At 66.7% G+C, this 19680-nt stretch carries 17 protein-coding genes; 12 read left to right on the top strand and 5 right to left on the bottom strand.

Annotated elements, in window-relative coordinates; genetic code table 11:
* Nucleotides 1–117 precede the first annotated feature (117 nt).
* A complete protein-coding gene (locus C8C93_RS17650) occupies nt 118–1098 on the top strand; it encodes a tripartite tricarboxylate transporter substrate binding protein (RefSeq protein WP_121507768.1) in 981 nt (326 codons plus the stop codon).
* A gap of 120 nt (nt 1099–1218) precedes the next feature.
* Here C8C93_RS17650 and C8C93_RS17645 read toward each other — a convergent pair whose 3' ends face one another.
* Together C8C93_RS17645 and C8C93_RS17640 are read right to left on the bottom strand one after the other, a co-directional pair.
* On the bottom strand, nt 1219–1632 hold the full coding sequence (locus C8C93_RS17645; protein ID WP_121507767.1) for a VOC family protein: 414 nt from the start codon (nt 1630–1632) through the stop codon (nt 1219–1221).
* A 143-nt stretch (nt 1633–1775) separates the two neighbouring features.
* Entirely contained in the window at nt 1776–2798 is a 1023-nt protein-coding gene (locus C8C93_RS17640) for a zinc-binding alcohol dehydrogenase family protein (RefSeq protein WP_121507766.1), read from the bottom strand.
* Between the two features lie 130 nt (nt 2799–2928).
* Here C8C93_RS17640 and C8C93_RS17635 point away from each other — a divergent pair, with 130 nt between their 5' ends.
* From C8C93_RS17635 to C8C93_RS17615, 5 genes are all read left to right on the top strand, one after another.
* On the top strand, nt 2929–3831 hold the full coding sequence (locus C8C93_RS17635) for a LysR family transcriptional regulator (protein ID WP_199727045.1): 903 nt from the start codon (nt 2929–2931) through the stop codon (nt 3829–3831).
* A 206-nt stretch (nt 3832–4037) separates the two neighbouring features.
* Nucleotides 4038–4763 (top strand): alpha/beta fold hydrolase, encoded by a 726-nt coding sequence (locus tag C8C93_RS17630; RefSeq protein WP_121507765.1) that lies wholly within the window; start codon nt 4038–4040, stop codon nt 4761–4763.
* Nucleotides 4764–4885: 122 nt separating this feature from the next.
* Complete coding sequence (locus tag C8C93_RS17625; protein ID WP_121507764.1) at nt 4886–6049, top strand: iron-containing alcohol dehydrogenase; 1164 nt, start codon at nt 4886–4888, stop codon at nt 6047–6049.
* 173 nt (nt 6050–6222) lie between these two features.
* Nucleotides 6223–7314, top strand: coding sequence for an alpha/beta fold hydrolase (locus tag C8C93_RS17620; protein ID WP_233559479.1), 1092 nt, complete (start codon nt 6223–6225; stop codon nt 7312–7314).
* Between the two features lie 143 nt (nt 7315–7457).
* On the top strand, nt 7458–8138 hold the full coding sequence (locus C8C93_RS17615; RefSeq protein ID WP_121507762.1) for a type 1 glutamine amidotransferase domain-containing protein: 681 nt from the start codon (nt 7458–7460) through the stop codon (nt 8136–8138).
* 146 nt (nt 8139–8284) lie between these two features.
* On the opposite strand, the gene C8C93_RS17610 is transcribed toward C8C93_RS17615, so the two are convergent.
* Nucleotides 8285–10402, bottom strand: coding sequence for a molybdopterin-dependent oxidoreductase (locus tag C8C93_RS17610; RefSeq protein ID WP_121507761.1), 2118 nt, complete (start codon nt 10400–10402; stop codon nt 8285–8287).
* Between the two features lie 130 nt (nt 10403–10532).
* Between C8C93_RS17610 and C8C93_RS17605 the strand changes: the two genes are divergently transcribed.
* Entirely contained in the window at nt 10533–11681 is a 1149-nt protein-coding gene (locus C8C93_RS17605) for an ABC transporter substrate-binding protein (RefSeq protein ID WP_121507760.1), read from the top strand.
* A 54-nt stretch (nt 11682–11735) separates the two neighbouring features.
* Here the strand turns inward: C8C93_RS17605 and argE are convergent, their stop codons facing one another.
* Entirely contained in the window at nt 11736–12896 is a 1161-nt protein-coding gene (gene argE / locus C8C93_RS17600; RefSeq protein WP_121507759.1) for an acetylornithine deacetylase, read from the bottom strand.
* Nucleotides 12897–12973: 77 nt separating this feature from the next.
* Between argE and C8C93_RS17595 the strand changes: the two genes are divergently transcribed.
* The 4 genes from C8C93_RS17595 (at nt 12974) to C8C93_RS17580 (ending at nt 18432) form a co-directional block, all read left to right on the top strand.
* Nucleotides 12974–14185 carry a M20 aminoacylase family protein gene (locus C8C93_RS17595; RefSeq protein ID WP_121507758.1) on the top strand — a complete coding sequence of 404 codons (1212 nt, stop codon included), beginning with the start codon at nt 12974–12976 and terminating at the stop codon, nt 14183–14185.
* Nucleotides 14186–14270: 85 nt separating this feature from the next.
* Complete coding sequence (locus C8C93_RS17590; RefSeq protein WP_121507757.1) at nt 14271–15368, top strand: M14 family metallopeptidase; 1098 nt, start codon at nt 14271–14273, stop codon at nt 15366–15368.
* A 204-nt stretch (nt 15369–15572) separates the two neighbouring features.
* The gene (locus tag C8C93_RS17585; protein ID WP_121507756.1) at nt 15573–16613 is read left to right on the top strand and encodes a LuxR C-terminal-related transcriptional regulator; all 1041 of its coding nucleotides are present in this window, start codon (nt 15573–15575) and stop codon (nt 16611–16613) included.
* Between the two features lie 172 nt (nt 16614–16785).
* The gene (locus C8C93_RS17580) at nt 16786–18432 is read left to right on the top strand and encodes a tannase/feruloyl esterase family alpha/beta hydrolase (protein ID WP_121507755.1); all 1647 of its coding nucleotides are present in this window, start codon (nt 16786–16788) and stop codon (nt 18430–18432) included.
* Nucleotides 18433–18504: 72 nt separating this feature from the next.
* Here the strand turns inward: C8C93_RS17580 and C8C93_RS17575 are convergent, their stop codons facing one another.
* Nucleotides 18505–18972, bottom strand: coding sequence for a nuclear transport factor 2 family protein (locus tag C8C93_RS17575; protein WP_055397008.1), 468 nt, complete (start codon nt 18970–18972; stop codon nt 18505–18507).
* A gap of 99 nt (nt 18973–19071) precedes the next feature.
* Between C8C93_RS17575 and C8C93_RS17570 the strand changes: the two genes are divergently transcribed.
* Nucleotides 19072–19656 (top strand): TetR/AcrR family transcriptional regulator, encoded by a 585-nt coding sequence (locus C8C93_RS17570; RefSeq protein ID WP_121507754.1) that lies wholly within the window; start codon nt 19072–19074, stop codon nt 19654–19656.
* Nucleotides 19657–19680 lie beyond the last annotated feature (24 nt).

The following is a 19680-nucleotide window of genomic DNA, read 5'->3' as shown; positions in this document are numbered from 1 at the left end:
CGGTTTCAAGCGACGCGCGCATGTGCAGTCAGAAATACAAGGAAAAACAGGCTCTAGCGCTTATTGGATAAGCGTTAGCAGCTATTAATTTAATAGTTTCATATAGGAGACAACCCCATGCAGCGTAGAACCCTCTTGTCCGCCCTGGCCGCCGCAGGCGCCACCACCGCCGCCCCTTGGGCCCTGGCCCAGCAAGCAGCTTGGCCCGACCAGCCCCTGCGCTGGGTGGTGCCCTACCCCGCAGGCGGCGGCACCGACGTGCTGGCCCGCACCGTGGCCGAAGCCATGCGCCAGACGCTGGGACAGCAGATCATCGTGGACAACCGCCCAGGCGCCTCCACCAACATCGGCGGCCAGGCCGTGGCCACGGCCAAACCCGACGGCTACACCTTCATGTCGGCCGACAACGCCATCCTGGCCTACAACGAACACCTGTTCACCAAGCTGCCGTTCAACCCCGAAAAAGACTTCACCTACGTGGGCGGCATCAGCCGCTTCCCGCTGGCGCTGGTGGTGCATCCATCGTTCGAAGCCAAGACGGTGAAGGAGTTTCTGGACTACGCGCGTGCCAATCCCGGCAAGCTCAACTACGCATCGCCCGGCAACGGCTCGCCACACCACCTGGCGATGGAGATGTTCAAGAACCGCACCAAGACCTTCCTCACCCACATCCCCTACCGCGGCGCCGCGCCCGCGCTGCAGGACGTGATGGGTGGGCAGGTGCCGTGCATGTTCCTGGACCTCGCCGCCGGCTTGCCCGTGATCACCTCGGGCAAGGTGCGTGCCTTGGCCATCGGCTCGGCCAAGCGCGTGGCCGCGCTGCCGGACGTGCCCACCCTGGCCGAAGCCGGTGTGCCCAACACCGAGGTGTTTGCGTTCCAGGGCATCCTGGCGCCCGCCGGTCTGCCCGCTGCGATCACGGCGCGCCTCAACGGCGACCTGAACAAGGCCCTGCTCAACCCCGCCGTGGTCAAGCGCATGAACGACTTCGGCATGGAAGCCCTGCCCGGCACGCCCGAGCAGTTCCGCGCCATGGCACGCTCCGAGTCCAAGCGCTGGGGCGAGATCATCAAGGCGGCAGGCGTGAAACTCGACTGACCCCCCTGAGCGGCTGCGCCGCTTCCCCCCAAGGGGGACGCACCCGGTGGCCTGGCAAAGCCAGTTCCACGGGTGCACTCGCTTGGCGACGCGCCCTCTGCGGGGGGGCTGCGGTGTTTCTTACTCCGGCAGGTGGCACACCGCTTCGATGTTGTTGCCTTCCGGGTCGATGACAAACGCGCCGTAGTAGTTCTCGTGGTAGTCGGGCCGCAGGCCCGGGGCTCCGTTGTCTTTGCCCCCGGCTTCCATGGCGGCGCGGTAGAAGGCATCGACCTGGGCCCGCGTGGTGGCCCGCCACGCCAGGTGACAGCCCGTGGTCGCGGGCGGGCCGCCGTAGGGCGAGGGGCCATCGATGAACCACACATCCGCCTTCTTGCCGTCGGGCTCGGACGGAGCCGGGTAGGCATAGCCCAGCATGTTGGAGCCGTAGTTGCCTTCAAAACACAGGTTGTAGCCCAAAGGCGCGAGGGCAGCGGTGTAGAACGCCTTGGTGCGGGCGATGTCGGTGACACGGAAGGTCATGTGGTCCAGCATGGGAGGGACTCCTAGGGTTGTTGTGTGCGGTTTTATATCTGAAATACTGATATTAAACACAGTATTTTTCATCTGGATACAGAACTCACCGCAGCCTCAAAGGCCGCCCCGCCCATGCCTCTGACTCATCGGACTGGCGCTCTTCAGGTCCACCCCTCCAGCACCAGCTTGCCCCGCGCCTTGCCGCTCTCGATGAGCGCATGGGCGCGTTTCAGATTCGCCGCATTGATGCTGCCCAACCGCTGGTCCAGCGTGGTGCGGATCAGCCCGGCGTCCACCAGCTGCGCCACCTCGGTCAGCAGGCGGTTCTGGCCGATCATGTCGTCCGTGCCGAACAGTGCGCGGGTGAACATCAGCTCCCAGTGCAGCGACACCGACTTGCGCTTGAACTGCGTCACGTCGAGCGACACGGGGTCGTCGATCAGCGCGAACTGGCCTTGGGGCGCGATGGCCTCCACGATCTGGTCGAAGTGCGCATCGGTCTGCGTGAGGCTCACGATGATGTCCACCGTGGGGTGGCCGATGCGGGCCAGTTCTTGCGTGAGCGGCTGGCTGTGGTCGATGACGTGGTGGGCGCCCAGGTCGCGCACCCACTGCTGGGTTTCGGGGCGTGATGCGGTGCCGATCACCGTGAGGCTGGTGAGCCGAGCCGCCAGCTGCGTGAGGATGGAGCCCACACCACCGCTCGCGCCGATGATGAGCAGGGTCTTGTTGGTGGGCTGCTTGCCTGGCGTCACGCCCAGGCGGTCAAACAGCAGCTCCCACGCGGTGATGGTGGTCAGCGGCAGCGCAGCGGCTTCGGCAAAGTCCAGCGACTTCGGTGCGTGGCCCACGATGCGCTCGTCCACCAGATGCAGCTCGCTGTTGGTGCCGGCGCGCGCGATGGAGCCTGCGTACCAGACGCGGTCGCCGGGCTGGAACAGCGTCACCTCTGGCCCCACGGCGCGCACGATGCCGCTGGCGTCCCAGCCCAGCACCTTGTAGTCGGGGCCGTCGCCGCTGCGCGAGCTGCTTTTGCGCACCTTGGTGTCCACGGGGTTCACCGAGACGGCATGCACCTCCACCAGCAGGTCGCGGCCGGTGGCCACGGGGTCGGCTTGGGTGATGTCGAGCAGCGACTCGGGGTGGTCGATCGGGTGGGCGGTTTGGTAGCCGATGGCTTTCATGGGGTGGTCCTGGCTCTAAAAATGAGATGCCTCGATGATTGGTCTTGCGGGTTTGTTTTTAAATGGGTGGATAGTTGAATGAATATTCAATCAATATTTGAAAATAAAGCCGACAACACCTGAAATCGCCATGAAAAGCCTTCAAGACCTGGACATCTTTGTGCGTACCGTGGACAGCGGCAGCCTGTCTGCTACGGCCAGGGCGCTGGACCTGACCCCGGCAGCGGCCAGCGCGGCGCTCAAGCGGCTGGAGGCCGAGCTGGGCGTGCTGCTGTTCGTGCGCTCCACGCGCAGCCTGCGGCTCACGCCCGAGGGCACGCTGTTTCTGGAGCACTGCCGCCCCGCGCTGGCTGCGCTGCAGCAGGTGCAGGGGCAACTGGCCAGCGGCCGGGCGGGTGCGCTGAGCGGCACGCTGCAGCTGGCGGCGCCGTCGGACCTGGGGCGCAATGTGCTGCTGCCCTGGCTGGATGCGTTCCAGACCCAGCACCCCGGCATCACCGTGCGTTTGCAACTATCGGACCGCATGGCGAATGTGTACAGCGAGCCGGTGGACGCCGCCTTTCGCTATGGCAAGCCCCAGGATTCGGGCCTGGTGGCGCTGCCGCTGGCGGCCGAGCACCGGCGCGTGCTGTGTGCGGCCCCGGCCTACCTGGCGGCCCACGGCGCGCCCCCCACCCCGCATGCGCTGGTGGACCATGACTGCCTGTGCTTCATGCTGGGCGAGGACGTGCACGACCGCTGGCGGTTCTGGGATGCGGCGGGCCAGGAGGCGCAGGTTCGTGTGCGCAGCCACAACGTGGCCAATGACGGCGATGCCGTGCGCCGCTGGGCCGTGCTGGGGCGCGGCATTGCCTACAAGTCGTACTTTGACGTGGCGCACGATCTGGCTGCCGGTCGTCTGGTGCCACTGTGCACCGACTGGACCACGGAGGCGGTCCCGCTGTTTCTGGTGGCCCCCAGCCGCAGGCAGCTCACGCCGCTGGTGCGTGCGCTGCGTGACTTCATGGCCACGCGGCTGCAGGCGCTGCAGTAGCAAGAGGTCGCCTCCTGATCTTTGCGTGTCGCGGGCGAGGGTGGAGAGGGGGGGCCGCCGGCCGCCAATCGGTGGTCCGGATTCAGCGAGTGCCTGGGGCGGAGCGGTTTTACGCTCCGGTCGGAGTGGGGCGCCAAGCCATCGCTCGCCCGGCTGGCGGCGCAACTGGCGCCCGGCATTTCTCCCCAAGACCCAAAGGCATCTTCATGAATATCGTTCTTTTGCACGGCAGCTGGCACGGCGCCTGGTGCTGGCACAAAGTGGTCCCGCTGCTGCAGGCCCGGGGGCACCAGGTGCATGTGCCTGACCTGCCCGCTCACGGTCGCCATTGGCGGGTGGCGCGGGGGCGCACCACGCTCTCGGCCATGGCGGCGCATGTGTGCCGGGTGCTCGATGCGCTGGATGGCCCGGCGCTCATCGTGGCGCACAGCCGGGGCGGCATTGTGGCGTCCACAGTGGCCGAGTTGCGGCACCACAAGCTGGTGGGTGTGACCTACCTGGCCGCCTACATGCTGCGCCATGGCGAGCGGGTGACGGACTTCTTCCTCCAGGACAAGGCCTCGCTGGTGGCGCGCCACATCCATGTCAGCCGCAGCACCTTGACCGACCACCTGGCGCCCGAGGCCTACCGCCCCGCGCTGTACGCCGATTGCTCGGACGCCGACGTGGCGCTGGCCCAGGCGCTGCTCACGCCCGAGCCCTCGTTGCCCGCACTCACCCGGCTTGCGCTGACGGTGCCGCGTTATGGCAGCGTGTCCCGGCACTACATCGAGCTGACGCAGGACCGGGCCGTGACTATCGAGCTGCAGCGCAAGATGATCGCGGCCTCGCCCTGCGCCACGGTGTCGTCCATCGAGGCGAGCCATTCTGCGTATTTCTCGCAACCCCAGCGGCTGGCGGACACCGTGCACCAGATTGCCGGTTTTCGCTGACGAGCCCGGGATGAGCGCGGCGGCCGCAGGGCTATCGCCCACGCGACGCCGCCCGGGCGCGGGTGCGCCGCACAATGCGACCCCCAACGGCGCATGCGCCGGCCTCGCCCAGAAAGACCCCCATGCTGAACTTCGACTTCCACAACCCCACCCACATCGCCTTCGGCCAGGGCCGCATTGCCGACCTGGCCAAGCTCGTGCCCGCTGCCGCCAAGGTGCTGATCCTCGTGGGTGGCGCCAGCGCCGAAAAGACCGGTACGCTGGCCGAGGTGCGCGCCGCGCTGGGCGAGCGCCAGCACGCCACCTTCAGCGGTATCGAGCCCAACCCCAGCTTTGAGACCTCCATGAAGGCCGTTGCGCAGATCCGCGAAGGCGGGTTTGACTTTCTGCTCGCCGTGGGTGGCGGTTCGGTGATCGACGCCACCAAGTTCATCGCGGCCGCTGTCCGCTTTGAAGGTGATGACCCCTGGGCCATCCTCGAAAAGCACGGCCGCAACGTCAAGGGCGCCATGCCGTTTGGTTCCGTGCTCACGCTGCCCGCCACGGGCTCGGAGATGAACAACGGCGGCGTCATCACCCACCGCGCCAAGGGCGCCAAGCTGTCGTTTGGCAGCGTGCACACCTACCCGGTGTTCTCGGTGCTCGACCCCACCAAGACCTACACCCTGCCACCCCAGCAACTGGCCAATGGCGTGGTGGATGCGTTTGTGCACACGGTCGAGCAGTACCTGACCTACCCCGTCAACGCACCCGTGCAGGACCGGTTTGCCGAAGGCATCCTGCAGACGCTGATCGAGATCGGCCCGCGCCTGCTGACCGCCCCCGAGCCGGTGTACGACGACCGTGCCAACCTCATGTGGGCCGCCACCATGGCGCTCAACGGCCTGATCGGCGCTGGCGTACCGCAGGACTGGGCCACGCACATGATCGGCCACGAGCTGACGGCGCTGCACGGCATCGACCACGCGCGCACCCTGGCCATCGTGCTGCCCGCGCTGCTGAATGAGCGCCGGGTGGCCAAGCGCGCCAAGCTGCTGCAGTACGGCGAGCGCGTATGGGGCATCACCACCGGCAGCGAGGACGAACGCATCACCGCCGCCATCGAGCGCACGCGCGATTTCTTTGAGAGCATGGGCATCGCCACGCGCCTGTCGGGCTACGGCCTGGGCAGCGAGGTGGTGAACACCGTGGTGGCGCAGCTGGAAGCGCACGGCATGGTGACGCTGGGCGAACAGCGCGAGATTACCCCTGCTGTGAGCCGCCGCATCCTCGAAGCTGCGCTGTAAATGGTGGTGGGCGGGGAGGGCGGGCCTATGGTCCTCTCTCCTGCTCGCCCCGCCTGCGCTGCATTTCGCGCCGCGCAGCAGCGTTTCGTCGCAGGGCGCTGGAGCCCGCCGGTTGTGCCACCTACAGTGCCGTCAAGCCACCTCTCTGGGTGGCATCTGACGAAAGGCGCACCGTGACCCTCATCCTCATCCTGGCCCTCCGCTCCGCGTGGCGCAACGCCCGTACCCCGCTGCTGGCGGCTTTTGTGGCACTGCTGGCCTGGGCCACGCCGGCATCGGCCCAGTACGCCGGCTTGCGCACCCTGGTGGTACCGGGCGCAGAGCCCGTGACCGTGGCGCTGTTCTACCCCACCCCCGCCGTGGCGCGCACCCTGCCCATAGGCCCGTGGCGGCCCGTGGTCACGCCGGGCGCCCCGGTGGCAACCGCGCCCCTCAAGGGCCTGATCCTCATCTCGCACGGCACGGGTGGCCATGAACTGGGCCACCACAACCTGGCCACGCGCCTGGCGGCCGACGGCTATCTGGTGGCGGCGTTGCGCCACCCGGGCGACAACTGGGAAGACCGGTCGATGATTACCTCGGGCCGCTACTTCAGCGAGCGCCCCCGCCAGGTGAGCCGCGTGCTGGACGCGCTGCTGGCCAGCCCCGAATGGGGCCCCCGCATTCCGACCGGGCGCATTGGTGCCGTGGGGCATTCGGCAGGTGGCTACACCGTGCTGGCCCTGGCCGGTGCGCAGGCCGAACCGGCCCGTGCGGCACAGCACTGCCGCAGCGTGTCGGACGACCCCGGCTTTTGCAGCCTGGGCAAGCTGCCCGCCCGTGGCCAGACCGCCCAGACTTCCAAGGAGGCACCTGCGGCCGCCACTGCGGCACCCACGCAGGCCGGCGCCCCCGCGCTCGATGGTCCGCTGGTCTCGGTGGCAGACCCCCGCATCCGCGCCGTGGTGGCCATGGCGCCCATGGCGGTGGTGTTCACGCCAGACAGCCTGAAGGCCATCAGCGTGCCCGTGCGGCTGATGGTGGCCGAGCGCGATGCCGTGCTTGTGGGCCCCTACCATGGCGGCTATGTGGCAGCGAATTTGCCGTCTGCACAGGCCAGTACGGTGCCGGGTGCAGGCCACTTCGCCTTCATGGCCCAGTCTGTCTGGCCGCTGGCGTCCGAGGCGGGAGACGCCGCCGCCAACCCCGAAGGCTTTGACCGCGTGGCTTACCATGCCACGCTGGAGAACGAGGTGGCGGAGTTCCTGGCCAGGCAGCTGCGCTGAGATGCTGGGGGGCTTACAGCGCGGTAGTACCGTCCTGTAAGCCAATGCCGCAAACCTGCCTGCATCGCGGGACAACGGGCCCTATGGCTGGTACGGTGGTGGTTTGCTTTTTCCGATCAATCCCCACAACGAAAGCGACCTCCATGGCACACATCCTCATGGTTCTGACGTCCCACGACCAACTGGGCGACACCGGCAAAAAGACGGGCTTCTGGCTGGAAGAGTTTGCGGCACCGTACTACGTGTTCAAGGATGCAGGCGTGCAGATCACGCTCGCATCGCCTCACGGTGGCCAGCCGCCCCTGGACCCCAAAAGCGACGACGAAAACGCCCAGACCGATGCCACGCGCCGCTTCAAGGCCGATGCTTCAGCGAAGCAGCAGCTGGCCAGCACCGTGCCCCTGTCCAGCGTGAAGGCCGAGGACTTTGACGCCGTGTTCTACCCCGGCGGCCATGGCCCCCTGTGGGACTTGGCCGAAGACGCGCAGTCCATCGCACTCATCGAAAAGACCTTTGCGGCCGGCAAGCCGCTGGCGCTGGTGTGCCACGCACCCGGCGTGTTGCGCCACACCAAGGCGCCCGACGGGTCGCCCCTGGTGAAGGGCAAGAAGGTCACGGGTTTCACCAACACCGAAGAAGACGCTGTGCAGCTGACCCAGATCGTGCCGTTCCTGGTGGAAGACATGCTCAAGGCCAACGGTGGTGTGTATTCCAAAGGCCCTGACTGGGCACCCTATGTGCTGACCGATGGCACGCTGATCACGGGGCAGAACCCGGCATCGTCAGAGCAGGGCGCCCATGCGTTGCTGAAGCTGTTGGGGTAAGGGGCCGCGAAGGAACCCTGCACAGCCGCAGATCCTGCGCAGAACGGGTGTCTGCGCAGGTTAAGGGTCAAAATGGCTGCAAGCGCTAGTGGGTATTGCGCAAGCAGCTATTGAATAGATAGCAAGCCCAGCATCTCAAGCTGCCCTCAGGCCGTGGTGCCGACGCGGGCCCCGGCATCCATGCCGGCATCGGCGGCGCCTGCGGCCTCCACTTCCACCAGGCAGTCATAAAACGTGGGTGCGCGGCCCAGGTCGGTCAGCGCCTGGCTTGTCACCTCGTTCACGTTGGTGCCGTTCAGCCCCAACTTGCGCCACCAGATGCCCAGGCCATTCACAACCCCGGGCCGTGCGCGGCGCGACACGGTGGCGTGGCACAGGTAGCTGCCCCGGTCGTTGAACACGCGCACCACGGCGTCGTTGGCAATGCCGCGCGCTTCGGCGTCGTCGGGGTGGATTTCCAGGATTGGCCGGCCCTCGATGTTACGCAAGCTTGTCACGTTGACGAACGTGGAGTTCAAGAAGTTGCGCGCGGGCGGCGAGATCATGGCCAGCGGGTAGCGGGCGTCCGAGCCCTGCAGTTCGTAGTTGGGCAGGTGGTCGGGCAGGCCGTCCAGGCCCTGGGCGGCCAGGCGGGCGCTGTAGAACTCGCACTTTCCAGAGGGTGATGGGAAGTTGCCCTCGGCGAACGGCGCATCGGGCAGCGCCAGCGTGGCAAAGCCTTGGCTTTCGAGCAGTGCGTAGTCCACTGCGTCGCCAAACGCCTGGCGGCACAGGGCCTCGTCGCTCTCGGCAAAACAGGGCTCGGCAAAGCCCATGCGCGCCGCCAGGTCGCGGAAGATCTGTGCGTTGCTGCGCGCCTGGCCCTGCGGCGCGATGGCGGGGCGGTTGAGCAGCACGTCGGTGTGGCCGTAGCTCAGGTGGATGTCCCAATGCTCCAGCTGCGTGGTGGCGGGCAGGACGTAGTCGGCGTAGTCGGCCGTGTCGGTGCGGAAGTGCTCCAGCACCACCGTGAACAGGTCTTCGCGCGCAAAGCCTTGCACCACCTTGCCCGAATCGGGCGCCACGGCCACGGGATTGCTGTTGTAGACCACGATGGCCTCCACCTTCGGTCCGAACGCAGGCGAGGCCTCGCGCAGCAGGTCGTCGCCAATGGTGGACATGTTGATGGTGCGCGGTGTCTGGGCGGGCATCAGGTCGGGCCGCTGCAGCACGGCGCGCTGCGCGGGGAACTGGCCCGAGCTGGACAGCAGCACGCCGCCCGCGCGGTGGCGCCAGGCGCCCGTGAGCGCAGGCAGGCAGGCCACGGCGCGCACCGCATTGCCGCCGCCACGCACACGCTGCATGCCGTAGTTCAGGCGGATGGCGGCGGGCTTCGTCGTGCCGTAGTCCTTGGCCAGCTGGCGGATCTGCTCCACCGGAATGCCGCACACCTCGGCCGCGCGTTCGGGCGGCCACTGCAGTGCGCGCTCGCGCAGCTGTTCCCAGCCCAGCGTGTGGCGGGCGATGTAGTCGTGGTCCAGCCAGTCGTTCGCGATCAGCTCGTGCATCAGCGCCAGGGCCAGCGCGGCGTCGGTGCCGGGGCGCAGGGCAATGTGCTCGTGGCATTTGTCGGCCGTCTCGCTCTTGCGGGGGTCAATGCACACCAGCTTGGCGCCATTGCGCTTGGCCTGCTGGGCGTAGCGCCAGAAGTGCAGGTTGCTGCCGATGGAGTTGCTGCCCCAAATCAGGATGAGCGGCGATTCGGCAAAGAACTCCACCTTCATGCCCACCTTGCCACCCAGAGTCTGCACCAGGGCCTCGGCCCCGGCCGATGCGCAGATGGTGCGGTCCAGCTGCGAGGCGCCGAGCTTGTGGAAAAAGCGGCGGTCCATGCTCTCGCCCTGCACCATGCCCATGGTGCCCGCGTAGCTGTAGGGCAGGATGGCTTCGGGTGCGCGTGCGGCGATGGCCTGCAGGCGCTGGGCGATGTCGCTCAGCGCCTCGTCCCAGGTCACGGGCACGAACTGGCCGGCCCCCTTGGCGCCCGTGCGCTTGAGCGGCGTGAGCACGCGCTCGGGGTGGTAGCTGCGTTCGGTGTACTTGCTCACCTTGGCGCACAGCACGCCGTCGGTGTGCGGGTGAGCGGGGTTGCCCTGTACGCGGGTGGCCACGCCGTTCTCTACGGTCGTCAACAGGGCGCAGGTGTCCGGGCAGTCGTGGGGGCAGGCGCCGCGCACCTGAGTCGGTACAGATAGAGGGGGATTTGCAGCAGAAGACGTGGGCATTTGGTAGGTTGATCGTTAAACTGGCAATCAGGGTTGGAACGGCTGTGCCTATCTAGCCACCCTTCCAAGGAGGCTGCCTACCGGCAGCGCAGAGGGATCCCCCTCGATTCACAAGAGCAGAGATTTCACCATGAACCAACCGGTATTGGGTCGTAGACAGTTTTCCGTGGGCCTGGGCGCTGCAGCGCTGGGGGGCTTCCAGCTGGCACACGCGCAAAGTGAAGGCCGGATTGTGCTGGGCCAGTCTGCTGCCTTCACGGGCCCCGCCGCGCAGCTGGGCGTGCAGTTCAACCTGGGTGCCAAGCTCTTTTTCGACCAGCTCAATGCGCAGGGTGGCGTGGGCAAGCGCACGGTGGAAATCCGCACGATGGACGATGGCTACGAGCCCGACCGCTGCGCCGAGAACACCCGCAAGCTCATTGCCGAAGACGTGTTCGCCCTGTTTGGGTACATCGGCACGCCCACCAGCCTGGCGGCGATGCCCATCTTCACCAAGGAAAAAGTGCCATTCTTTGGCCCCTTCACGGGGGCCGAGGCGCTGCGCCAGCCGTTCAACCGGCTGATCTTCCATGTCCGCGCCTCGTACTACGACGAAACCGCACTCATCGTGCGCCAGCTCACCAACCTGGGCCTCAAGAAGATTGCGGTGTTCTACCAGAACGACGCCTACGGCAAGGCCGGGCTCGATGGAGTGACGAAGGCGCTGACCGAACTCAAGCTCGCGCCCGTGGCCACTGCCACGGTGGAGCGCAATTCGACCGACGTGAAAGCGGCCGTGGAAAAGCTGGTGGCTGCCAAGCCGGATGCCGTGGTGCAGATCACTGCCTATGCCTCAGCCGCGGCGTTTGTGCGCGCAGCGCGCAAGGCGGGCTTTGGCGGCACGTTCTACAACGTATCTTTCGTGGGCACGCAGGCGCTGGCCGACGAGCTGGGCAAGGATGGCGCCGGTGTGGTGGTGTCGCAGGTCGTACCTTCGCCCTATCAGCCGTCGCGCCAGATTACCCGCGAGTTTCTGGATGCCATCAAGAAGGGCGGCGACAAGGTGCAGGCCAACTACTCCAGCATGGAGGGTTTTCTGGCCGCCCGCATCTTCACTGAAGGTCTGCGCCAGGCCCAGGGCAGCGGAAGGCCCACCCGCGAGAGCCTGATCACCGGCATTGAGTCGCTGGGCAGCCAGGTGATTTCGGGCTTTCCGGTCACCTACAGCGCTACGAGCCATGCGGCATCGAAGTTTGTCGAGATGTCCATGCTGACGGGCGACGGCCGCGTGAGGACTTGACTGCAGCGCCGCAGGCCCCGGCGGAGGGCTCTGCGGCATCTATCTGCAAGGCGATCAGTCCAGTGTGCGTGTGCGCGCCAGACCTTGCATGAAGGCCTCGCAGCGCGCCAGTTGTTCCAGGCTCACGTATTCGTCGGGCTGGTGGGCCTGCTGGATGCTGCCGGGGCCACACACCACGGTGGAGATGCCCGCGTTCTTGAACAGGCCCGCCTCGGTGCCAAAGGCCACCAGCGTGGTGCTTTTTTCGCCGCTCAGCTCCTGCGCCAGGCGCGTCACCGGGTCGTCCTTGCTGCCCAGAAAACTCGGAATCTCGCAGATGGTCTCGAATTCAAAGCCTGCTGCGGGCGCCACCTTCTTCATCGCAGGCTCCAGCGACTTGGCATAGGCCACCACCTCGGACTGCATCTGCGCAGCATTGGCCGTGGGCAGGTCGCGGAACTCGTAACGGAACTCGGCGTCGCGCGGCACCACGTTGTCGGCAATGCCGCCGTGGAACTGGCCCACGCTGGTGGTCGAAAACGGCACGTCGAAGCCCTCAAAGCGGGGCTCGTTCTTTTCAAAGTCTTCCGCCATGTCGCGCACCCGGCCCACCACGCGGGCGGCCATCTCGATGGCGTTGACCGAATGCGGCGTGAGGGACGAATGCGCCTCCTTGCCGCGCACGCAGCACTTGTAGCGGTACACGCCCTTGTGTGCGATGGCGGGCACCATGCTGGTGGGCTCGCCAACGATACAGGCCAGGGGCTTGATGTTGGCATCGCGCAGGTCGGCGATGAGCTCTTTTACGCCAAAGCAGCCGATCTCTTCCTCATAACTGAAGGCCAGGTGGATGGCGAAGGGCGCGTCGCTGTTCAGGAATTGCTCGGCGTGCGAGACCGCAATGCCAATGAAGGCCTTCATGTCGGCACTGCCGCGCCCGTACAGATTGCCGTCCTTGACCAGAGCGCTCAGTGGGTCCATGGTCCAGTCCTGCCCGTCCCACGGCACCGTGTCGGTGTGGCCAGAGAGGATCACGCCAGCGGGTTTGCCCTCGCCCAGCGTGGCGAACAAGTTGGCCTTGGTCTTGTCGTCGTTGAAGGTCAATCGGCTTTTCACGCCCAGCTTGGCCAGATAGTCGCGGATGAAATGGATCAGCTCCAGGTTGGAGTGGTGGCTGACGGTGTTCATGCGCACCAGGGTTTGCGCAAGTTCGAGGGCGTGGGGGGAGAGTGTCATGTTGCAGTGCAAATAAACCCGGGGTGGCGCAAGGGACGGCCAGCGGGCTAGACTGTGAGATCGTAAGGACACATATCATGAACGTTATTGACTCCATCGTCACCCAGGCGGCCAGTATTGCAGCGGTGCGCCGGGACATTCACGCCCACCCCGAGCTGTGCTTTGAAGAGGTGCGCACCGCCGACGTGGTGGCCCAAAAGCTCACCGAATGGGGCATTCCCATCCACCGGGGGCTGGGCAAGACGGGCGTGGTGGGCATCGTCAAGGGGCGCGACGGTGGCGCCAGTGGCCGGGCGATTGGCCTGCGCGCCGACATGGACGCCCTGCCCATGCAGGAGTTCAACACCTTCGCCCACGCCAGCAAACACCAGGGCAAGATGCACGCCTGCGGCCACGACGGCCACGTGGCCATGCTGCTGGCGGCGGCCCAGCACTTTGCCAAGCACCGCAACTTTGACGGCACTGTGTACCTGATCTTCCAGCCCGCCGAAGAAGGCGGCGGCGGCGCCCGCGTGATGATCGAAGACGGCCTGTTCGAGCAGTTCCCCATGGAGGCCGTGTACGGCATGCACAACTGGCCCGGCATGCCGGTGGGCACTTTTGCCGTCAGCCCCGGCCCGGTCATGGCATCGACCAGCGAATTCAAGATCACCCTGCGCGGCAAAGGCGGCCATGCGGCCCTGCCGCACACAGGCATCGACCCGGTGCCGATCGCCTGCGGCATGGTGCAGACCTTCCAGACAATCATCAGCCGCAACAAGAAGCCGGTGGACGCGGGCGTGATCTCGGTCACCATGATCCATGCGGGCGAGGCCACCAATGTGGTGCCCGACAGCGTCGAACTGCAGGGCACGGTGCGCACCTTCACCGTGGAAGTGCTGGACCTGATCGAAAAGCGCATGCGCCAGATTGCCGAGCACACCTGCGCCGCACACGACGCCACCTGCGAGTTCGAGTTTGTGCGCAACTACCCGCCCACCATCAACTCGCCCGTCGAGGCCGAATTTGCCCGCAAGGTGATGGCGGGCATCGTGGGGGAGGAGCGTGTGCTGCCCCAGGAGCCCACCATGGGCGCCGAAGACTTCGCCTACATGCTGCAGGCCAAGCCCGGTGCGTACTGCTTCATCGCCAACGGCGACGGCGCGCACCGCGAGATGGGCCACGGCGGCGGGCCTTGCATGCTGCACAACCCGAGCTATGACTTCAACGACGACCTGATCCCGCTGGGCGCCACCTACTGGGTCAAGCTGGCCGAGGAGTGGCTGGCCCAGCCCGTTGACGCCGCCTGACGCACAGATCCGAGTTATGCCCGCCCTGGGCGCCCATCGCGCGCCGGGGTGTTTTGTTTCCACCCCCGTCTGAAAGTCCCTGTCCATGATCGGTCTCGTTGACGCGTTTTCGCCCAGTTACGCAAAGGCGCGCACAAAGTTTCTGGAGGCGGCCGCCACCGCAGGCCTGCCCATCGAGTCACATGCCCACCCCCTGAAGGGCCGCGATGGTGAAGACCTGGCCATGGACGTGGTGCGCGACGGCCCGGCCGATGCCAAGAAGCTCCTCATCGTGAGCAGTGCCTGCCATGGCGTCGAAGGCTATTGCGGCAGCGGAGTGCAGGTGTTTGCACTGCGCGACGCCGAGTGGCGTGCGAAGGCGCGCGACGCCGGTGTGGCCACGCTCTATATCCATGCGCTCAACCCGTATGGCTTTTCGCACGTGCGCCGCTTCACCCACGAAAACGTGGACCTGAACCGCAACTTCCAGAACTTTTCAAGGCCCCTGCCCGTGAACACTGCCTACCGAGAGGTGCAGCCCCTGCTGCTGCCCGAGCAGTGGCCACCTGGCCCCGACAACGTGGCCGCCGTGGAGCAGTACATCGCCACCAAGGGCGAAGCGGCATGGCAGGCCGCCATCTCGCAAGGCCAGCACGAGTTTCCGCAAGGGGTCTTCTTTGGCGGCACCGAGCCCACCTGGAGCAACCGCACGCTGCGCCATGTGCTGCGCCAGCACGGTGCAGGTGCGTCGTACATTGCCTGGATCGACCTGCACACCGGCCTGGGCCCCAGCGGCCATGGCGAGCGCATCTATGCAGGCAATGACGACGATGTGGCCGTGGCCCGCGCGCGCGCCTGGTGGGACGGCGGCGGCGCCACGCCGGTCACGTCGATCTACGACGGCTCGTCCACCTCGGCCTTCCTCACCGGGCTGATGTGGACCTCGATCTACGACGAATGCCCGCATGCCGAGTACACCGGCATCGCCATGGAGTACGGCACGGTGCCCGTGCTCGACGTGATGAACGCCATCCGTGCCGAGCAGTGGCTCCACCTGCACCCCGACACGCCCGCCGACAAGGCCGCCCAGATCAAGGCACAAATGCTGGCGGCCTTCTACACCGACACCGATGCCTGGAAGGGGCAGATCATCAGCCAGGCGCGGCAGTCGATGTTCCAGGCGGTGGAGGGGCTGGTTTCTTGAATACTTGGTGAAAAATGCACCTGGCGCTTATCCAGCAAGCGCAAGTAGCTATAAAAAATATAGTATTTCAGGTCCATGGGGCCTGGTTTTTACGAGGGAGCCGCTGGCGCATGGCGGCTACCATCGTTCCCAAAAACCAGGAGACCCCATGGCGCCACGCCCCCGCACACCCCCCATCCCGCACGCAGCAGAACACGCTGGCCCATGAGGCCGCCCAGCGTGGCACACGTGGCAGCGCAAGCGCAGCAAGCAGATCCCCTGCGCGCGCTCAGCCGCAGCCTGCTCCGGCTGGCTGAACAGGCCCAGCACGCGCCGCCGCAGGACCTGCTGCACCAGGCGCTGCAGACGCTGCGCGGGCTGGTGCCCTTTGATTCGGCATGGTGGGGCGAGGTGTCGGCAGGCGAGTCTGGCGCAGGGGGCGGCGCGCAGGAGGTGCAGGCCGCGCCGCGCAACTGGCTGCACGGCAGCATCGGCCTGGCCCGGGGTTTTGCCGACGAGTGGAACGCCTTGTCCGCTGCGGACGATTTTGCGAAGCATTCCATGCGCCACCTGGGCGAGGTGATCCGCGAGCGCGACCTGGTCGGCGCGCCACCTGAAGACCCGCAGGTGATGGCCTTCGCAGAGCGGCACGGCCTGTACCACTGCATGGCCCTCACGGCCGAGCTGCCGCACAGCGGGCTGCTGTTTTTTGTCTCGGTCTACCGGACGCCCACACGCAGCGAATTCACCGATGCCGAAACCGTGCTGTTTGGCGAGTTTGTGCTGCACCTGCTGCAGCACTGGCACCACCGGCTGCAGCGGTTGCAAAGCGATTCGCCCCGCCGGCCCTGGGACAGCTTTGCGCTGGCGCAGCCCACGGGCGAGCTGCTGTTTGCAGGTCTGCGCATCAGCCAGGCCCTGCGTGCGGCCCACCCGGAATGGGCGGGCACCCACCTGCCCCCGGCCGTGGTGCAGGCGCTGCCCGGCGCTCCTTGCAACCTGGTGCTGGGCAAGGCCTGCCGCCTGCGGCTGGAGCCCTGCGGCCCGCTGGTGGCGCTCAGCATCGCATCGCGCCAGCACAAGCAGGCGCTGGCCCCGCGTGAGCTGAGCGTGGCCATGCTCTACGCCCAGGGGCAGTCGCACAAGGACATTGCGGCCACGCTGGGCCTCACGCCCGCCACGGTGCGAACTTACCTGCGCACTGCCTACGCAGCGCTGGGTGTGCGCAACAAGCTGGAACTGGTGGCGGCGCTGCGCAACGCGTAGGGCGGTGGCCCGCCGCTGTGCGGGCTCGGTAGTTTCCCGCTCCCTCTGCATTTGCAGAGGCCGCAGCGGCAGCTTCTTTTTCTATCGTCCGCACCGGAGTCCCAGAGACTGCGGTGGCGCTGCCGCCGCAAGCTGGGCTCCTGAGAAAAACACACCACAGGAGACTTTCCGCATGTTCCCGAACCCCACCCGCGCCGCCGTGGCGCAACCCCGTCGCATCGCACTCGCGGCACCCTCGGGCCGATGGCCCGCGCGTGCGCTGAGTGGCCTGGGCGCCGCAGCCACCCTGGCGCTGACGGCCTGCGGCGGTGGCAGCGATGCCCCTGCGCCCCTGGCCAGCAAGCCCCTGGCAGAAGCTTGCGCTGCCTACACGTCAACCACCTTGCCCCATGGCGCCAAGCTCACGCGCACCGAGCTGCGCAAGGCCGAGGGCACGTTGCCCGACGTGTGCATCGTGCGCGGGCAGATCGTGTCCTCGCCCGACTCCACCATCAACTGGGCGGTGGAACTGCCCACGCTGGCGCAATGGAACAGCAAGACGCTGACCATCGGCGGTGGCGGCTTCGACGGATTTATCCCCACCGACGATCCGTGGTACCAGCAGCTGGTGGGCCCATCGGCCAATCCGTATGTGAAGATCAGCTCCGACTCCGGCCACCAGATCCAGGGTTTTGCCTGGGGCAAGAGCGATGTGGCGCTGCGCAACCATGCGTTCGACGCCAACCATTTTGTGCTGGAGGTGGGCACCGCCATCGCCACCGAGTTCTACGGCAAGCGTCCCGTGCGGCGCTACCACATGGGCCATTCCAACGGCGGGCGCTCAGGTCTGATCTCCACGCAGAAGTACCCCAAGGACTACGACGGCGTGGTGGCCATGGAGCCCGCCATCGCCCAGCAGGCGCACCAGGTCAACCTGGGCCCCACGGTGCTGCGCCACATCTTCAAGAGCCGCGAGAACTGGATGAGCCCCGCCAAGATCGCGCTCTACGCCAAGGCCGAGACGGCCGCGTGCGACGGGCTGGACGGTCTGAAGGACGGCATCATCGGCAACGTCGAGGCCTGCAACTACGTGCCCACCGAGCTGCTGTGCCAGGGCGCGGACAGCGATAGCTGCCTCACGGCCGGTCAGATCGAATCCATCCGCCTCATCTACAGCGACCACAAGACGCCCGTGACCCTGTCGCGCGGCGCAGTGGGCTACCCGCGCTTTGGCCGGGGCGGCGCGTCCACGTCCGATTGGCAGTCGTACATGTTCGGCACCAGCTTCGATGCCCCCGATTCGTTCAACCACATGGCCGTGACGGCGGCTGCGCGCCTGGTGGAGGGCAACCCTAACGCCAACATCCTGAGCCACGACCCCACGCAGTACCAGGCGCAGTACAGCCGCCTGGCCGAGATGATCGACGGCACCGACCCGGACATTGCTGCCTTTGCCGACAACGGCGGCAAGCTGCTGATCTGGTACGGCGCGGGCGACACCTGCGTGTCGATGTACCGCACGGTGGAGTACCTCGACACGGTGAAGCAGCGCCTGGGCGCCAGCAAGGTGCAGAGCTTCGCGCGCATGGTCACCTCGCCTTCCAACGGGCACGACTTGGACGGCGTGGGCACCGAGCCCCGCTCCATCGACCTGCTGGCCGCCATGGACGCATGGGTGGAAAAGGGCACGGCGCCCGACAAACTGGTGGCCACGAAGTTCGCGCCCGGCACCACCACCCCCGTGGCCCAGCGCCCGGTGTGCGAGTACCCGAAGTTCCCGCGCTACAACGGCACGGGTGACCCGGCCAAGGCCGAGAGCTTCACCTGCTCGGCGACCTGAGCGCGGTGGGTGGAGCAAGGGCACGCCCCGCCCGGGCGTGCCCTTTGACCACGGCATGGGGCCTTTGCGGTTTCACAGCCCCAAGTCGCTCAACCCCGGATGGTCGTCCGGCCGGCGCCCCAGGGGCCAGAAGAATAGCCGGTCTGCGGCCTGGATGGGCCGGTCGTTGATGCTCGCGTGGCGCACAGCCATCAGACCCGCATCGTTGAACTCCCAGTTCTCGTTGCCATAGCTGCGGTACCACTGGCCCGCGTCGTCATGCCATTCGTAGGCGAACCGCACGGCGATGCGGTGGCCGCTGAACGCCCAGAGCTCTTTGATGAGGCGGTAGTCCAGCTCGCGCGCCCACTTGCGCTCCAGCAGCTGCCGGGCGGCCTCGCGGCCCACGGGAAACTCAGCCCGGTTGCGCCAGCGGGTGTCCTCGGTGTAGGCCAAGGCCACGCGCGCCGGGTCGCGCGAGTTCCAGCCGTCTTCGGCCAGGCGCACTTTCTGGATGGCGGTTTGCAGGGAGAAGGGGGGAAGAGGCGGACGGGTTTCCATGGGCAGCACCTTGGGGTTGTGGGTCATGAGGAATTGGTAGACAAGTCTGTCTACATCGCATCATAGCGAAATGTAGACAGACTTGTCTACAATGCCCACATGATTCCCCTGCCGCCTTCTGACTGGAAAGACCTGCCTGCCCGCGACCGCCTGCTGCAGACTGCGCACGCGCTGTTTTACCGCGACGGTATCCGTGCCACGGGCATCGACCGCGTGATCGCCGAGTCGGGGGTCACCAAGGTCACGTTCTACCGGCATTTCCCCAGCAAGAACGATCTCATCTGCGCCTATCTTGAATACCGCCATGCGGGCTGGATCGCATGGTTTTCTGCGGCCCTGGAGCGCCATGGGGGTGGAAAGCGTGGTGGTGCGTCCGGCCTGAATGTGCTGGTGGCCACGCTGGCCGAATGGTTTGGCCGCGATGACTTCCGGGGCTGCGCCTTCATCAACAGCGTGGGCGAGCTGGGCAGCACGGTGCCGGAGGTGATGGAGATTGCACAGCGCCACAAGCATGAGATGACGGACCTTCTGGCCACCCTGCTGCCGCCTGGCGCACAGCGGGCGCGCGACGCGCAGGCCGTGACGCTGGTGGTGGAGGGCGCCATCGTGCGTGTGCAGATGGGCGAGCCTGTCAAGGCGGTGCTGGGCAGCGTGGAGCGCCTGCTGGCGGGCCTGGCCGCATAGCCTGTCTGCCCGGAGCTGCGCATC

The sequence above is a fragment of the Acidovorax sp. 93 genome (genome assembly GCF_003633835.1).
In the GTDB taxonomy this organism is placed as follows: domain Bacteria; phylum Pseudomonadota; class Gammaproteobacteria; order Burkholderiales; family Burkholderiaceae_C; genus Acidovorax; species Acidovorax facilis.
Note: the sequence above shows the minus strand (reverse complement) of the source record. Positions and strands in the feature narration are given on the sequence as shown.

Coding starts and splice junctions, on each gene's coding strand:
- C8C93_RS17650 (WP_121507768.1), top strand. CDS start 118: ATGCAGCGTAGAACCCTCTTGTCCGCCCTGGCCGCCGCAGGCGCCACC.
- C8C93_RS17645 (WP_121507767.1), bottom strand. CDS start 1,632: ATGCTGGACCACATGACCTTCCGTGTCACCGACATCGCCCGCACCAAG.
- C8C93_RS17640 (WP_121507766.1), bottom strand. CDS start 2,798: ATGAAAGCCATCGGCTACCAAACCGCCCACCCGATCGACCACCCCGAG.
- C8C93_RS17635 (WP_199727045.1), top strand. CDS start 2,929: ATGAAAAGCCTTCAAGACCTGGACATCTTTGTGCGTACCGTGGACAGC.
- C8C93_RS17630 (WP_121507765.1), top strand. CDS start 4,038: ATGAATATCGTTCTTTTGCACGGCAGCTGGCACGGCGCCTGGTGCTGG.
- C8C93_RS17625 (WP_121507764.1), top strand. CDS start 4,886: ATGCTGAACTTCGACTTCCACAACCCCACCCACATCGCCTTCGGCCAG.
- C8C93_RS17615 (WP_121507762.1), top strand. CDS start 7,458: ATGGCACACATCCTCATGGTTCTGACGTCCCACGACCAACTGGGCGAC.
- C8C93_RS17610 (WP_121507761.1), bottom strand. CDS start 10,402: ATGCCCACGTCTTCTGCTGCAAATCCCCCTCTATCTGTACCGACTCAG.
- C8C93_RS17605 (WP_121507760.1), top strand. CDS start 10,533: ATGAACCAACCGGTATTGGGTCGTAGACAGTTTTCCGTGGGCCTGGGC.
- argE (WP_121507759.1), bottom strand. CDS start 12,896: ATGACACTCTCCCCCCACGCCCTCGAACTTGCGCAAACCCTGGTGCGC.
- C8C93_RS17595 (WP_121507758.1), top strand. CDS start 12,974: ATGAACGTTATTGACTCCATCGTCACCCAGGCGGCCAGTATTGCAGCG.
- C8C93_RS17590 (WP_121507757.1), top strand. CDS start 14,271: ATGATCGGTCTCGTTGACGCGTTTTCGCCCAGTTACGCAAAGGCGCGC.
- C8C93_RS17585 (WP_121507756.1), top strand. CDS start 15,573: ATGAGGCCGCCCAGCGTGGCACACGTGGCAGCGCAAGCGCAGCAAGCA.
- C8C93_RS17580 (WP_121507755.1), top strand. CDS start 16,786: ATGTTCCCGAACCCCACCCGCGCCGCCGTGGCGCAACCCCGTCGCATC.
- C8C93_RS17575 (WP_055397008.1), bottom strand. CDS start 18,972: ATGGAAACCCGTCCGCCTCTTCCCCCCTTCTCCCTGCAAACCGCCATC.
- C8C93_RS17570 (WP_121507754.1), top strand. CDS start 19,072: ATGATTCCCCTGCCGCCTTCTGACTGGAAAGACCTGCCTGCCCGCGAC.